General features: G+C 60.4%; 12 protein-coding genes. 6 read left to right on the top strand and 6 right to left on the bottom strand.

Annotation, left to right across the window (positions count from 1 at the left end; translation table 11 throughout):
- Nucleotides 1-9: 9 nt before the first annotated feature.
- Genes ABIE63_RS11075 through ABIE63_RS11065 form a run of 3 tightly spaced genes read left to right on the top strand, consistent with a single transcriptional unit; the run spans nt 10 to nt 5,806 of the window.
- Nucleotides 10-918: a DUF58 domain-containing protein gene (locus ABIE63_RS11075; RefSeq protein ID WP_354504535.1), complete on the top strand. Its 909-nt coding sequence runs from the start codon at nt 10-12 to the stop codon at nt 916-918.
- Nucleotides 918-3,704, top strand: coding sequence for a DUF4159 domain-containing protein (locus ABIE63_RS11070; protein WP_354504534.1), 2,787 nt, complete (start codon nt 918-920; stop codon nt 3,702-3,704). Before ABIE63_RS11075 ends, ABIE63_RS11070 begins: the two co-directional genes overlap by 1 nt.
- Nucleotides 3,704-5,806: a hypothetical protein gene (locus ABIE63_RS11065; RefSeq protein WP_354504533.1), complete on the top strand. Its 2,103-nt coding sequence runs from the start codon at nt 3,704-3,706 to the stop codon at nt 5,804-5,806. Before ABIE63_RS11070 ends, ABIE63_RS11065 begins: the two co-directional genes overlap by 1 nt.
- On the opposite strand, the gene ABIE63_RS11060 is transcribed toward ABIE63_RS11065, so the two are convergent.
- The 3 genes from ABIE63_RS11060 to ABIE63_RS11050 all read right to left on the bottom strand — a co-directional run bounded on the left by ABIE63_RS11060 (nt 5,766) and on the right by ABIE63_RS11050 (nt 8,458).
- Nucleotides 5,766-6,320: an N-acetyltransferase gene (locus tag ABIE63_RS11060; protein WP_354504531.1), complete on the bottom strand. Its 555-nt coding sequence runs from the start codon at nt 6,318-6,320 to the stop codon at nt 5,766-5,768. The genes ABIE63_RS11065 and ABIE63_RS11060 overlap by 41 nt on opposite strands.
- Nucleotides 6,321-6,603: 283 nt before the next feature.
- On the bottom strand, nt 6,604-7,524 hold the full coding sequence (locus tag ABIE63_RS11055; protein ID WP_354504530.1) for a DMT family transporter: 921 nt from the start codon (nt 7,522-7,524) through the stop codon (nt 6,604-6,606).
- 10 nt (nt 7,525-7,534) lie between these two features.
- Complete coding sequence (locus ABIE63_RS11050; protein ID WP_354504529.1) at nt 7,535-8,458, bottom strand: LysR family transcriptional regulator; 924 nt, start codon at nt 8,456-8,458, stop codon at nt 7,535-7,537.
- Between the two features lie 132 nt (nt 8,459-8,590).
- On the opposite strand from ABIE63_RS11050, the gene wrbA reads away from it, so the two are divergent.
- The 3 genes from wrbA to ABIE63_RS11035 all read left to right on the top strand — a co-directional run bounded on the left by wrbA (nt 8,591) and on the right by ABIE63_RS11035 (nt 12,475).
- Nucleotides 8,591-9,193 carry an NAD(P)H:quinone oxidoreductase gene (gene wrbA, locus ABIE63_RS11045; RefSeq protein WP_354504528.1) on the top strand — a complete coding sequence of 201 codons (603 nt, stop codon included), beginning with the start codon at nt 8,591-8,593 and terminating at the stop codon, nt 9,191-9,193.
- Between the two features lie 38 nt (nt 9,194-9,231).
- The gene (locus ABIE63_RS11040; RefSeq protein ID WP_354504527.1) at nt 9,232-9,936 is read left to right on the top strand and encodes a pirin family protein; all 705 of its coding nucleotides are present in this window, start codon (nt 9,232-9,234) and stop codon (nt 9,934-9,936) included.
- A gap of 100 nt (nt 9,937-10,036) precedes the next feature.
- Complete coding sequence (locus tag ABIE63_RS11035; protein ID WP_354504526.1) at nt 10,037-12,475, top strand: DUF3772 domain-containing protein; 2,439 nt, start codon at nt 10,037-10,039, stop codon at nt 12,473-12,475.
- Nucleotides 12,476-12,494: 19 nt separating this feature from the next.
- Here the strand turns inward: ABIE63_RS11035 and ABIE63_RS11030 are convergent, their stop codons facing one another.
- The 3 genes from ABIE63_RS11030 to ABIE63_RS11020 form a co-directional block, all read right to left on the bottom strand.
- Nucleotides 12,495-12,872 carry a hypothetical protein gene (locus tag ABIE63_RS11030; RefSeq protein WP_354504524.1) on the bottom strand — a complete coding sequence of 126 codons (378 nt, stop codon included), beginning with the start codon at nt 12,870-12,872 and terminating at the stop codon, nt 12,495-12,497.
- Between the two features lie 12 nt (nt 12,873-12,884).
- Entirely contained in the window at nt 12,885-13,433 is a 549-nt protein-coding gene (locus tag ABIE63_RS11025) for a DUF924 family protein (RefSeq protein ID WP_354504523.1), read from the bottom strand.
- 98 nt (nt 13,434-13,531) lie between these two features.
- On the bottom strand, nt 13,532-13,723 hold the full coding sequence (locus ABIE63_RS11020; protein ID WP_354504522.1) for a hypothetical protein: 192 nt from the start codon (nt 13,721-13,723) through the stop codon (nt 13,532-13,534).
- Between the last annotated feature and the right edge of the window lie 84 nt (nt 13,724-13,807).

Genomic DNA, 13,807 nt, shown 5'->3' with positions numbered 1-13,807 from the left:
CGGGACGACGTGGATAAGCGGCACACCAGAGAGGGTGTCGGGCGCGAGGCGCTTCGCTTGCGCCAGCAGAGCGAACAGGCTGCGTCTCGGCTGCCTGCATTGCTACTGAATGCAGAGCGGGTCGCTTCCACCGTCGCGCAGGGCGTTCACGGGCGCCGCAGGGTCGGACAGGGTGAAACCTTCTGGCAGTTCCGGCAGTACGAACAGGGTGACTCGCTGCAACAACTCGACTGGCGGCAATCCGCCAAGAGCGACCGACTTTACATCCGCGAGCAGGAATGGGAGGCGGCGCAATCCGCCTGGCTCTGGGTCGATGCTTCCGCCTCCATGGATTGGCGTTCCCTCGATACTCTGCCGTTCAAGAGCGAACGGGCCAAGCTGTTGATGATGGCCCTGGCCGTGTTGTCGATCCGCGCCGGGGAGCGCGTGGCCTTGCTGGGCAGCAATCAGTCGCCGCGTAGCGGTCGGGGCGCGCTCATGAACTTGGCCAGCCAACTGTCTGTTGTAGCCGACCGCGGCCTGCCGCCTCTGCGGCACCTTCCCCGCAACGCCCAGTTGGTTTTTTGCAGCGATTTCTTGATGCCATATGACGACCTTGAGCAGCGCCTTCGTCACTTTTTAGCGTCCGGTCTGCGTGGCCATCTTGTGCAGATTTTGGATCCGGCTGAACTTGCGTTGCCCTACCAGGGGCGCACAAGGTTCGAGGGTTTGGAGGGCGAGGAAAGCTGGCTTTTGTCGCGCGTCGAGGCCGTCCGTCCCCGCTACATAGAACGCCTAAAGAGATTGCGTGAAAGCCTGGTTGATTTCTGCGCCGCGGCCGGTTGGGGCTATAGCTTGCATGTTACCGAACGAGCACCCGAAACTACACTGCTAGCGCTGCATCAAGCACTTTCGGCCAATCGGCGGAGGTTCTTCTGATGTTGAACCTCGGCATCATCGCTTTCGCGCAACCCTGGGTGCTGCTGGGATTGGGCGCATTGCCGGTGCTATGGCTGTTACTCCGTGTCACGCCGCCTGCACCCAAACGGCAGCTTTTCCCGGCGCTGCGGTTACTTCTTGGGCTCAAGCCAACGGAGGAAACGCCGGCCCGCACGCCCTGGTGGCTGCTGGCGCTGCGCATGCTGATTGCCGCATTGCTGGTTGTCGCCGCCGCCGAGCCGCTATTCAACCCCAGCGCGGGGCTCGCCGGGCGCGGTCCGCTGCTGCTGGTCATCGACGACGGTTGGTCTGCGGCACCGCGGTGGGAGGACCGGGTCACGTCCTGGAACCAGTTGCTTGAACGCGCGGAGCGGCAGCAGCGCCAAGTCATTCTGGCAACGACGGCTGAGGATACCGGTGGCCAAACGGGCCTGATCAGCGACCAACTCAGCCCCGCGCAGGCCCGCGAACGTCTGTCGGCATTGCAGCCCAAGCCCTGGCCCGTAAACCGGCGCGCATTGCTGGAATCCCTAACCGGCCTGACACTACAGGCGGGAACGCAGGCCTTCTGGTTGAGCGATGGATTGGCAAGCGACGGCGCCGCCGAACTGGCAACGACGCTCCAGAGGTTGGGATCCCTGACTCTGATCAGTGACCCACCGACCGTACTCGCCAAGACCCTGTTGCCGCCCGAGCACGGCGCACAGAATTTGGGCGCCGTCGTGCGACGCAGCGTGATCGGCGCGGCCGAAACGGTGGCGGTTGAAGCCTATGCGGAAAACGGCCGACTCCTTGGGCGATCGGAAGCGCTGTTCGAACCCGACGCGGGCGAGGTTAGTGTTTCCTTCGACTTGCCGATCGAATTGCGTAACGAGGCTGTGCGGCTTTCGCTGGCTTCCGCTGGCGGGCGAAGCGCAGCGGGTGTTGCGCTACTCGACGAACGTTGGCGGCGCAGGCCGGTGGGGCTGTTCTCGCCTGACCGACTGGCGGCCGACAAACCTCTGTTGGGAGAGCTTTTCTTCCTCGAAAAGGCGTTGGCGCCCTTCTCCGAGTTACGGCGCGGCAGCATCGAGGAATTATTGTCGCGCGATCTCTCTATGCTGATCCTCGCCGATAGCGGCACGCTCAGCCCGGAGGAACACGACACGCTGGTTGATTGGGTCGAAGCGGGCGGCTTGCTGGTTCGCTTCTCCGGCCCCCGGCTCCTGGATGCCGTCGCTGCAACCGGTGGCAGCCCACAAGCCCTACTGCTTCCCGTTCGGCTGCGCCCTGGGGATCGGTTGTTAACTGGTTCACTGGCTTGGGGACAGAGCGGGACATTGGCCGATTTCCCGCCGGACAGCCCGTTCCACGGCCTGGCAGGAAGCACGGAGGTTTCCATCGGACGCCAAGTGCTTGCAGAGCCCTCGTTGGATTTGGCCAACAAGACCTGGGCACGATTGGAAGACGGCACGCCACTGGTGACTTCCGCTCCGCAAGGCGAAGGCAGATTGGTGCTCTTCCACACCTCGGCCAACAGTAGCTGGAGCAACCTTCCCCTTTCCGGGCTGTTCGTCGATATGTTGCGACGGATCGTCGAGGTCAGCGAAGGCGTCGAAGCCTCGGCAGAAGGGACATCCCTGCCGCCTATTCAGTTGCTCAATGGCTTCGGCCACGTCGTCGCGCCCTGGCCGGAGGCTGGCGAACTGACCGATCCCGCGACGAAGCCATCTGCTGCCACACCGCCGGGGCTATACGGTTTGCAGGGGGAGCGGCGCGCCGTGAATCTTGGACCGAACCTGAGCGAGTTGGCACCCTTTGAGGTCACAGCCGCCGGCGTCATCCAAGAAACTTATCAGCGGGATCAGGAAACGAACCTGTTGACGCCCCTGTTAACAGCCGCGCTGCTCCTGGCCACTCTCGATCTTCTGATTGCGTTGCTGCTGCGCGGTCTGGTGCAAAAACCTCGATTCCTGACTGCCGCGGGCGCGACCGGCGCCGTCCTTGGATTTGCTTTGCTGGTTTCCCTGCCCTTTGGCGCCTTGGCCCAGCAAAGTATTTACGAGGGAACCCCGCAAGACCCGGAGCTCTTTGCGTTGGAAGCCTCTAACGAGACGCGACTCGCCTATGTTCTGACGGGCGTGCCGTCTATCGACAGGGTCAGTGAAGCCGGATTGACTGGCCTGACGCTGGTGTTGCGCCAGCGCACTTCGATCACCGCGGCCGCACCCTTTGCAGTACAGCTCGGCAGGGACGAACTGGCTTTTTTCCCCCTGCTCTATTGGCCGGTTACCCGCGAGCAACGGCCGTTGGATGCCACGGCCAGACAGGCCGTTGCCGACTACATGCGCAACGGCGGCACCATCGTCTTCGATTTGCAGGAGGAACGGGTTGGGCGCGGATTGGGCGGCCTGCTAACACCCGGCGAAGCGGCACTTCGGGCCATAACCGCCGGTCTGGACCTACCGCCACTTGCGCCGATAGACCCCGACCACGTGCTAACCAAAGCCTTCTATCTGTTGCAGGATTTTCCGGGACGCTTGCAGGGCGGCCTGCCCTGGGTCGAAAACGTCGGCGAAGAGCAGAACGACGGCGTTGCCTCACTCATCATCACAAGCGGCGATTGGGCGGGCGCTTGGGCCATCGATGACCGCGGCGCCCCGATCCTTCCGGTAACGCCCGGGGGCGAGCGCCAACGCGAGATGGCCTATCGGGTCGGCGTCAATTTGGTGATGTATGCGCTGACCGGGAACTACAAGGCCGATCAGGTTCATGTCCCCTTCATTCTGGAAAGGTTGGGACAGTGATGAGCGATGCTCTCAGCCTTTCTTTCTCGCCGTTGCTGCCATGGCCCTGGCTTTTGATCCTGGGCGCGCTATCGCTCGGCGTCACGGCGCTCTGCCTCTTACGCCAGGTGCGCGGCAGCCTGCCCCGCACCCTGTTCGCGCTGCTGTTGCTGATTGCTTTGGCGAACCCCTCGCTGATCGCCGAGCAACGCGAGGGGCTTCCCAACGTTGTCCTGATGATTCTGGATGAAACGCCAAGCCAGCAGGTCGCGCCCCGGCCCGATCAGTTGCAGGAAGCCGAGGCCTATCTGCAGGCGCAGTTCGATACCTTGCCAAACCTGGAGGTTCGAACCCTTCGGCTGGAAAGCGACCTTGGTCAGGACAATGACGGAACGCGCCTCGCCCCGGCTTTGCGGCGGGCGTTGGGTGAAGTGCCGCAGGGCCAACTGGCAGGCGTATTCCTGGTGAGCGACGGACGTATCCATGACGTGGATGCAGTGCAGGGCCTGCTGGGTGAGGAAGCGCCTTTGCAGGTGCTGCTCACCGGACAGCGCGGCGAAGGCGATCGGCGCATCACGATCACCCAAGCCCCTGCTTACAGCCTGGTGGACCAGGAGCAGAAGATCACCCTCAGGGTAGATGATCTTTCGGGGGACGAGGCCGGGCAAACAGCCGCCATGCCCCCTGGCGGACAAGCGCTCGTTCACCTGCGTCAGGCAGGAATGCCACCCCGGAGTTTCCTAGTGCCTTTGGGCAAGGAGTCGGATGTCTCCTTCACATTGGACCGGCGTGGCCGCAGCATTTTGGAAATCGAGGTGGACCCTGGGCCTGACGAGCTTTCCCTCATCAACAATCGAGCGGCGGTGGAAGTACAGGGGGTTCGCGAAAGACTGCGGGTGCTGCTGGTGTCGGGCGAACCGCATGCCGGTGAGCGCGCTTGGCGCAACCTGCTGAAGTCCGACCCTTCAATTGATCTCGTCCACTTCACAATTCTAAGACCCCCGGAAAAACAGGACGGAACGCCGATCCGCGAACTTTCGCTGATCGCCTTCCCGACTCGCGAACTCTTCGAGGTCAAGCTGAAGGAGTTCGACCTGATCATTTTCGACCGCTACCAGAGACGCGGCGTGTTGCCGCAACTCTATCTGGCCAATGTCGCCCAGTACGTAGAGGAAGGCGGCGCGCTGCTGGAGGCTGTTGGACCGGCTTTCGCCACGCCTTTGTCGCTCTACCGTACGCCGCTGGGCGCGGTCCTTCCGGGCGAACCGAGCGGACGCATTCTCCAGCAACGCTTCACCCCGCGCCTGACCGCTACGGGCTTGCGCCATCCCGTGACTACCGGGCTACCGGGCGTGGCGTCGGCCCAGGAGGTTCCTACCTGGGGCGACTGGTTGCGACAGATCGATTTGGATAGCCGCCGGGGCGAGGTGGTGATGAGCGGAATCGAACAGAAACCCTTATTGATCCTGGATCGTGTTGGCAGCGGCCGCGTCGCCCAGCTTGCCAGCGATCACATTTGGCTTTGGGCCCGCGGCTACGACGGTGGCGGACCGCAGCGTGAGTTAACGCGGCGGATTGCTCACTGGCTGATGAAGGAGCCGGAGCTGGAAGAGGAAGACCTGCGCGCCAAAATCGAGGGCGCAACCCTATCTATCGAGCGCCGCTCCCTGACCGTGGCGGCACGCAGGATTCAAGTCGTCGCTCCGGACGGCACAGAGACATCCTTGGTTATCGAGCCCGACGAAAAAGGCGCGATGCAGGTCGAGCTACCTGTCAGTCAGCCTGGTCTCTACAGAGTCAACGACGGCGCTCTTCAGGTCCTGGCGACTGCTGGCCCCTTGAACCCGCTGGAATACAGGGACTTGCGCCGTGATCAAAGGACCCTGGCGCCGTTGATAGCGGCGACGGGGGGACGCGAGACAACGCTCGACCAAGCGGATTGGCCGAACGTGCGTATGGTTTCCCCGGGCCGCGACCGCAGCGGTCGCGACTGGCTAGGCATCGTTGACCGGGCAGCCTTCCGGGTTACGGGAATTGACCGCACTCCCCTGCTGCCCGGCCTCTTGTTATTGCTATTGAGTATCAGCGCCCTTGCCTGGGCTTGGCAGCGTGAGGGACGTTGAGCCGGGCCGAGGCATCGACCGCCGGCGCGATCAGACCCGAGACGCCCTTCAAAGCGCCCTGGCGCAATTCAAAGACCTGGAAGCGATCCGGCTCGACCGGACCCGGGAGCCGCAACTTTCGGGCACCTGCGTTCTCGAATCCATAGGGGCCGTAATATTCAGGCGCGCCCACAACCAAGCAAAGCCGATGGCGCTGGCGTTTGGCGGCGGCCAGACTATGCCGCACCAATGCCCGGCCAATTCCCCGGCCTTGCAAGGACGGCTCAACGGCGAGTGGCCCGAGAAGAATTGCCGGCGTTGCCGCCTTGCCGATCACAGTCGGCCAATAGCGGATCGATCCCAGCAATTGCTTATCAGGATCGACCGCCACAAACGACAGCGCCACAACCGGCTCATAACCGTCGCGCAAGCGGTAAACGGTTTTGGATTTACGTTCGGGCCCAAAGGTCCGTTCCAGAAGAATATCAATCCGGCCCGCATCCTGCGGCCGTTCGGCAATGATTTGAAAACTCATAGCATTAGAACTCCAGCGTGACTCTTGACGATTCGTCGGCGTCGTTCCGCTTTGCGGCGGTCGGTCACTGTCTTGCTGTCTGGTGTTCGTCATCTCCGCTTTCTTGGGAGTGACCCGGCTTGGATGTATTCCGGCGCATTCGACGAGCAAACGCACCGCCACCCGCAAAGGGAGGCGTCAGGATCGTCGTCGTAGTCGTTGCCGAGTCAGCATGGATCATGCCTCTGATAATCTTGATGGTTTTCTCCTACCACAAGCTTAGGATCGCCGCCAACACGTAACTTCACCGAACGGCGCCGCGACGAAGCTGCGAGAAGGCATCGATACCGCCAGCGGTTGCCACCAGCACGCAGCCGATCAACTCGCGAAAACCAAAGGGTTCGTCCGTCAGGATCGCAGCGGACACCGTTGCAAAAATCACCTCCGTCATCATCAACAGCATGGCGCGCCCCGGCTCGAGTTTTTTGGTCGCCCAGAACACAACGATTGCCGCCGGTATGAACCAAATCACCGCGCTGATCGCCGCCACGCCCATCGCGGCGGTGATCTGGTGGCCGGTCGGCGTTGCCCCCAATTCGGGGTCGAGCAACAAAAACAGCGCAAGCAACGTCGCCACGACGTAAGCAACCCCGCTTTGCGACGGACCGCCAATCCCCGGCGTCATCCGGGAGAACAAGGCGGCAAGAGCAAAAGCGATTCCAGCGAAAAGCCCGAACCAGTCGCCGGTTTGCTGCGGCAAGGGCAACCCGTCCTGCAACCCCAACACAACCGCCGCGCCAAGGAGCCCGCAGAAAATTGCGAGTATGCGTAGCGGCCCGACACGGTCTTTCAGGAAAAGGCGTCCCAGGATGCTGGCCCACACCGGTGATAGGTAAAAGAGCAGAATCACGCGGACAACCTCGCCTGTCAGGATCGCCGCACCCCACAGCATCAACGCCGCACCAAAGAAGAAAGCGGAAGCCCAGGCCAGTCGGGCTTCCCAGGTGAAGGGGAGCGGACGCAGCCAGAACGCAGGCAGCATGAAGACCGCCGCTGCACCGTAGAGCAGGATATTCACCCAACCCGGCGCCAAGTCGTACTCCGCGATCCATCGGATCGGCAGCCAGGAGGTTCCCCAAAGAAGCGCCGCGAACAAAAGGGCTCCCGGCGCCATCCAGGAGGAGGCCTGACGGCCGTCGCCGGTCGGGTGCTTGCCTGCGGTCATACCTGCTCCATCATGGCAATCCTTCTTCCCAAAAGGGCCTGCCACCAAACCGCGCGGCGAGGAAATCTATAAATACCCGGACCTTTGGAGAGAGGTTGCGGGCCGCTGGATACACCGCATGAACAGCCGTGTCGGCTTCATCCTGCCAGTCGCAGAGGATTGGAAGCAAGCGCCCCTGGCGCAGAGCGGTTCCCGCCATGAAGCTGGGCAGCAGTCCGATACCCAACCCGGCTTCGCAGGCCTGCAACAACGCTTCGCCGTGATTGGCCCGAAGACGGCCTGAAACCGTTACCTGCCGCCGCTCGCCCTTTGCGTTCCGAAACTTCCAGCGCTCGCCGGAGGCCTGGTACCTATATAGCAAGCAATGATGATCCCGCAGGTCGCGCGGATCCTCCGGCAAGGTCCTGCGCCGGAGGTAATCGGGACTGGCACAGAGGTATCGACGACTGGGCGCCAGGCGGCGCGACACGAGACTGGAGTCGTCCAATTCGCCGATCCGGATTGCCAGGTCGATCGCGGACTCTACCAAGTTTATCATCTGATCGTTCAACGTGAGATCGATGGAGATTTCCGGATAGCGATGCATGAACGCAGGCAAGAGCGGTGCAATCTGGCGCACGCCAAAAGAAGCCGGAACGTCCAGGCGCAGCAGGCCGCGCGGCGCTTCGGCCAAGGGTCTCAGGGTCGCCTCAGCCTGCTCGGCCTCGTCCAGTATGGTCCGACAACGCGCATAAAGCGCCTCTCCCGCTTCCGTCATCGAAAGACGGCGCGTGCTACGGTTGAGCAGGCGGAGCCCCAAGGCGTTCTCCAGGGACGCAACGCGTTTTGAAACCACAGCCTTGGATTGGTCAAGCGCGCGGGCCGCACCGGTGAAACTGCCTTCGTCGACGACGGCGGCGAAAACTGCCATTTCAGTAAGGCGATCAAGATTCATATTGTTCACCTATAGAAACAATTATGTTCGATTTTAATCACTAATACATTAATAGCCAAGCCCCCATCTGTGATCGTGAAGGCGGTTACCACACCGTCACTATCCTTGGATTACACTGAAAGGAAGCCGATCATGACGAAGGTTCTGGTTCTCTATTATTCCTCTTACGGCCACATCGAGACGATGGCGGACGCCATCGCGACAGGTGCGCGGGGCGTGGCCGACACCGAAGTGACGATCAAACGTGTGCCCGAGCTTGTTCCGGCGAACATTGCCGCCCAGTCCGGAATGAAAGTCGAGCAGGACGCGGAGATCGCAGAGCCGCATGAGTTGGCGAATTATGACGCGATCATCTTCGGGACACCGACGCGCTTCGGCAATATGGCCTCGCAGATGCGAAACTTCCTCGACCAAACCGGCGGCCTTTGGGCGAAAGGCGCTTTAGTGGGCAAAGTCGGAAGCGCATTCGCGTCGACCGCCACCCAGCACGGCGGCCAGGAGACGACCTTGACATCATTCCATACGACTCTGTTCCATCACGGCATGGTGGTTGTGGGTGTGCCCTACTCAGTTCCGGAGTTAGGAAACATGACGGAAATTTCCGGTGGTACGCCTTACGGTGCGACGACGCTTGCAGGCGGCGATGGATCACGCGAACCGTCGGAAAACGAACTTGCCATCGCCCGGGCTCAGGGTCGCCATGTGGCCGAGGTCGCCAAGAAGCTGGCTGCCTGAAGGCAACAGCTCAAAGAGCAGAAGAGGAGTCCCTAACAATGTTAGACCTAAGATCTTTCGACACCCTGGGACGTTTCCGGAATGACTGGTTGAACGCTCGGCATCATTTCAGTTTCGGCAGTTATTATGATCCGAAACGGAGCGGACTTGGCGCACTGCTGGTCTGGAACGATGACACCATCGCCCCCGGCACCGGCTTTGATCTACACGGCCATCGGGACATGGAGATCATCACCTATGTCCGCAAAGGTGCCATCACCCACCGCGACCATCTCGGAAACACGGGACGGACAGAGGCGGGTGATGTCCAGGTCATGTCGGCAGGCAAGGGAATCCAGCATGCCGAGTTCAATCTGGAGGATGAGGAAACAGAACTGTTTCAGATCTGGATCATGCCCAATCAGCAAGGGGTTGAGCCACGTTGGGAACAGCGCCAATTTCCCAAATCCAGTCGATCCGCCGGCCTGGTAGCCCTGGCCTCCGGACGTAACGGGGACGAAGAGGCCCTACGGATACACCAGGATGCGGCGGTCCTAGCGGCCAGCTTGGGCAACGGGCAAACGGTTCGTCACGAACTTACGGCCGGCCGCGTTGCTTATCTTGTCCCCTCTACCGGGCGCCTGACCGTTAATGGAAAGCCGGTGGAGACGCGCGATGGCCTGGCCGTACGCGGACCGGAGACTCTCGAGATCACTGCCGTAGACGACAGCGAAGTGGTTCTCGTCGACGCGCCGGAGGTTTGATGGCGTCTTGAACGGAACGATCCATGGAAGCACCAAGGGGGGCTCGCGCAGCGACGCCTGGGCGGTTATCCTCTTGGTGTGATCCAATGGAAAGGACTTCATGGTGCGCGCGGCCAGACTGCTTCCCACCCTCGCGGTTTTCATCCTCCTGCTAACGCTGGCGATTCAACCAAGCCACGCACAGCAACTCAACGACATACGTCAGACCCTGGCCGACCGGAGCGATTCGCTAAACGAAATCGATGACGATCTCGCAAAGCAGCCCCTTACGGACAAGCTCGCTGGGCAGATTCGAGACCAGGTGGAACGGACGCTTGATGACCTGAACGGCGTCAAAGACGACATCCGCCGTTTGCTGGCACCCGTGCGCACGCAATTGGCGGCAATGGGACCCGCACCCGAGGAAGGACAACCGGCGGAAACGGGACAGGTCGCACGTGAACGTGATCGGCTGAATGAAAGAGCTGCGGAGTTGGAGGGGTTGCTACGCCAAAGCGAAACGATTCAGGCGCGCGCGGAGGTGGTGCTACGGCAACTCTCACTCGAACGCAGCGCCACGGTTGCGGCGGAACTCTTGCAGCGCGGTCCCTCGCCTCTTTCATTGGAGGTCTGGCGCAAGGGCCTGCAGGAAGCATCCGCCATCGCGTCGGAGCTAGCCCATCGGCCAGTCCTCTGGTGGCAGGCTGCGCGACCGGCAGTTGTCGGCTGGAAGCCTTACTTGACCGTATTGTTGGCTTTGATCATTACCTTGGCCTTGGGCGCGTTGATACGCCACCGGCTCAAGGCTCGCTACGGTCAGCGCTCGGATATTGAAACGCCCAGCTATCCAAGGGCCGTCATGGCCGCGGCGATCGTTGGGCTGACAGACAGTCTGATCCCCGCCGCCAGCGCCTATGTTCTGCTCTTGCTGTTGCACCAGACCGGTTTGGTTCCCGACGAATCGGCGCCGCTGGCGCGCGGTATCGCCATGGCAATCATCTTTTACAGTATCGTGGGTCAGTGCGCACGCGCCGTATTGGCGCCGCAGAAGCCGCAATGGGCGATTGTGCCGTTGGACGCGGACCGGGCCCGAAAGGCCGGATTCCACACGAAGCTACTCGTGGCATGGTTGTCGCTGGGAACGGCAATCTGGATCGCAACCGAGCCGTATCGGCCGGCATCGGCGGAAGTCTCCATGCTCTTCGCATTACTGGGCAACGGAATCACGGCGTTCTTCCTGCTTCCTTTCCTGGGAAATTGGCTCTGGAAGCAAGAGAAGCCATCTGAGAGCGGTGAAGGAGAAAGTCCCGGTACCAGCCATCTTCCCTTACTGCGCCTTTTCATAATTCTGGCTGTTGCCGCTATCCCGCTATCCGCCCTGTTTGGCTATGCCAACCTTTCCTATCAGATCGCCAGCGGGGTGGTTCTGACGGCAATACTGATTGGCGGACTGCTTTTGGCACGCACAATGTCCAATGCCTTCGTCAACGCGATTTTTGCCCCGGCAGGAAAAGGCGGCTGGATATCAAATCAGCTGGAGATCACGGAAAACGGCAGCCAATCGATCGGCTTCTGGTTCGGATTGCTGATCGATTTCGGGCTGCTTCTCCTAGGATTGCCGCTGCTGCTGCTCGTCTGGGGCGTACCCGAGACGGTCATCGCTTACGGCGCTGCGGAGTTTATGCAGGGATTCACCGTGGGCGGTATGACCTTCCAACCCGTTTCACTTTTCTGGGCGGTGGTGATCTTTGCTTTGGCGCTCATCGCTTTCCGGTTCCTGCGCAAACTTCTTAATCAACGCGTACTGTCGCGCACCCGGTTGGATGTTGGCGCCCGCCACTCGATATCCGCTGCTCTAGGTTACGTTGGCTTCTTCATCGCCTTGATGCTGGCCGTTGCCACCATGGGGCTTGACCTGTCGAACATAGCGATCATTGCCGGTGCCCTGTCGGTCGGCATAGGCTTTGGTTTACAAAACGTGGTGAACAATTTCGTCTCCGGGCTTTTGCTGTTGATTGAGCGGCCCATAAAGGTCGGGGATTGGATTGTCGTCGGTGGCTACGAGGGTACAGTAAAACGCATCTCGGTTCGCTCCACGGAGTTGGAAACGTTCGACCGTGCGGAAGTCATCGTTCCGAACTCGGAGCTGGTATCCGCGCCCGTGGTCAACTGGACCCACAAAACCCGGATCGTACGCGTGACGATCCCGGTCGGCGTCGCCTATGGTTCCGACACCCGGCTTGTTGAAAAGCTGCTTCTGGATTGTGCCAAAGACCACCCGGATGTGCTCAGCTATCCAGCGCCGTTCGTCGTTTTCATGGCCTTCGGGGATTCGTCGCTCGATTTCCAGCTACGCGTTTACGCCCGTGACACCAATTACTTCATTACAGTCACCAGCGACCTGCACTTTGCCATCGATAAGGCCTTCCGCGAAAACAACGTGGAGATCCCCTTCCCGCAACGTGATCTGCATGTGAAGAATCCAGAAAGGGTCGTAGAAGTCCTTCGTAACGGCAGCAAGAAACAAAGCGAGATTCCGCCACAAGGCAGCGACGACTGACCAATTCGGTGTAATGCCGTCAGAGGTGAGGTGCGATCTTTGCGTCGTAAACGCCCAGGTTCTCGCTCACCTTCGGGCCGTCGCACCCTTCCGCCTTGACGGTCTTCTTCGATTCCTGCTTGGCCGCATCGATCAACGAAAGCTGTTTGCCGATGGCGACCTTGTTGCCGGTTTGGGCGGAAATGATAGCCGTAACCTTTTCGTTCAGCCCCTCATCTTCCAACTTGCGACAGCTTCTCGTGATATCGAAAGCGCGGTAAAGGTCCTGAAACACTGACTCGGCCTGGTCTTGGGTCATGGATTGCACTTGATCGGCATCGCTGGTCTGCGCACTGGCCGCTAGGGGCCAAGTCGTCATGAACATCATCAACAGCAGGCCCCGGATTATAGGTCTCACGGTCCACTCCTTTTAAAACGACGCATGGGGATCATTCGCCAGGAAATCCATTTCTTCGGTCGTCGTAAGCCGCCCTAGCGCTTCGTTGCGGTGCGGAAATCTCTCAAACCGCTCAATGATAACCTTATGCCAGACAGCGTATTGCAGCCAGTCGGGGTTTTCATCCAAGGCTGCGATCAGGGCACAGGAACGTTCTTGCGCCCCAAGTGTCTCACTATGCTCGAAAGGCAGATATAGAAAGAGCCGTTCTTTTTGCCGCAACCCGCGGTCGAACCCTCTATCAACTGCCTCTTCAGCGACCTCCAAAGCCGACGCGTCGCCAGCAAATGCCTGAGCAGTGCCCCGATGAAGGTTGCGTGGTACCTGGTCCAGCAACAACACCAGGGCCAGGGCACCGCGCGGACTGCCACGCCAACCGTCCAGCGCTCCCGCGAACGCCAGCCTCGACAAATCGCCAAGCCGTAGCGCGACACGATCATCGAACTGCTTGTCGCCTGCAAACCAGAAAGGCTCATTCTCGGGGGAGAACCAGAAATCAAGGACATGTTCGATCCGGCTCATGCCTAATCCTTGAAGGTCCCGTGAGCGAACGTCGCGCAGAATTTACGCGTCGCGGCTCTATAGTACTGGGATTTGACGCTTGCCAATCTTACAAAAAATTACGTAATTGCTGCGTTCAAATTCGTCCAGCGCACATTAATAAAGCCGCTAACCGCTCCAATAATCAGAATCACCGTTGCAGCGATCATCCCGATCAAGATCGAATATTCGATCAAAGAGGCGCCGCTCGAATCACCAGCAAACCTACACAGCGTGCTTTTCAATGCCGGTCCAAGTGCCCTCATCCGCATGTCCGACTCCACTTCATCTCACGTCACGTTGCTTTTCCCGGAGCTTTTGCCCAGTGCCCCGCGTATTTTCTTGGTTAGTATTAC

It is taken from the genome of Limibacillus sp. MBR-115 (assembly GCF_040549425.1).
GTDB lineage: Bacteria > Pseudomonadota > Alphaproteobacteria > Kiloniellales > CECT-8803 > Limibacillus > Limibacillus halophilus.
The sequence above is the reverse complement of the archived record's forward strand: the minus strand, read 5'-3'. Positions and strand labels throughout refer to the sequence as shown.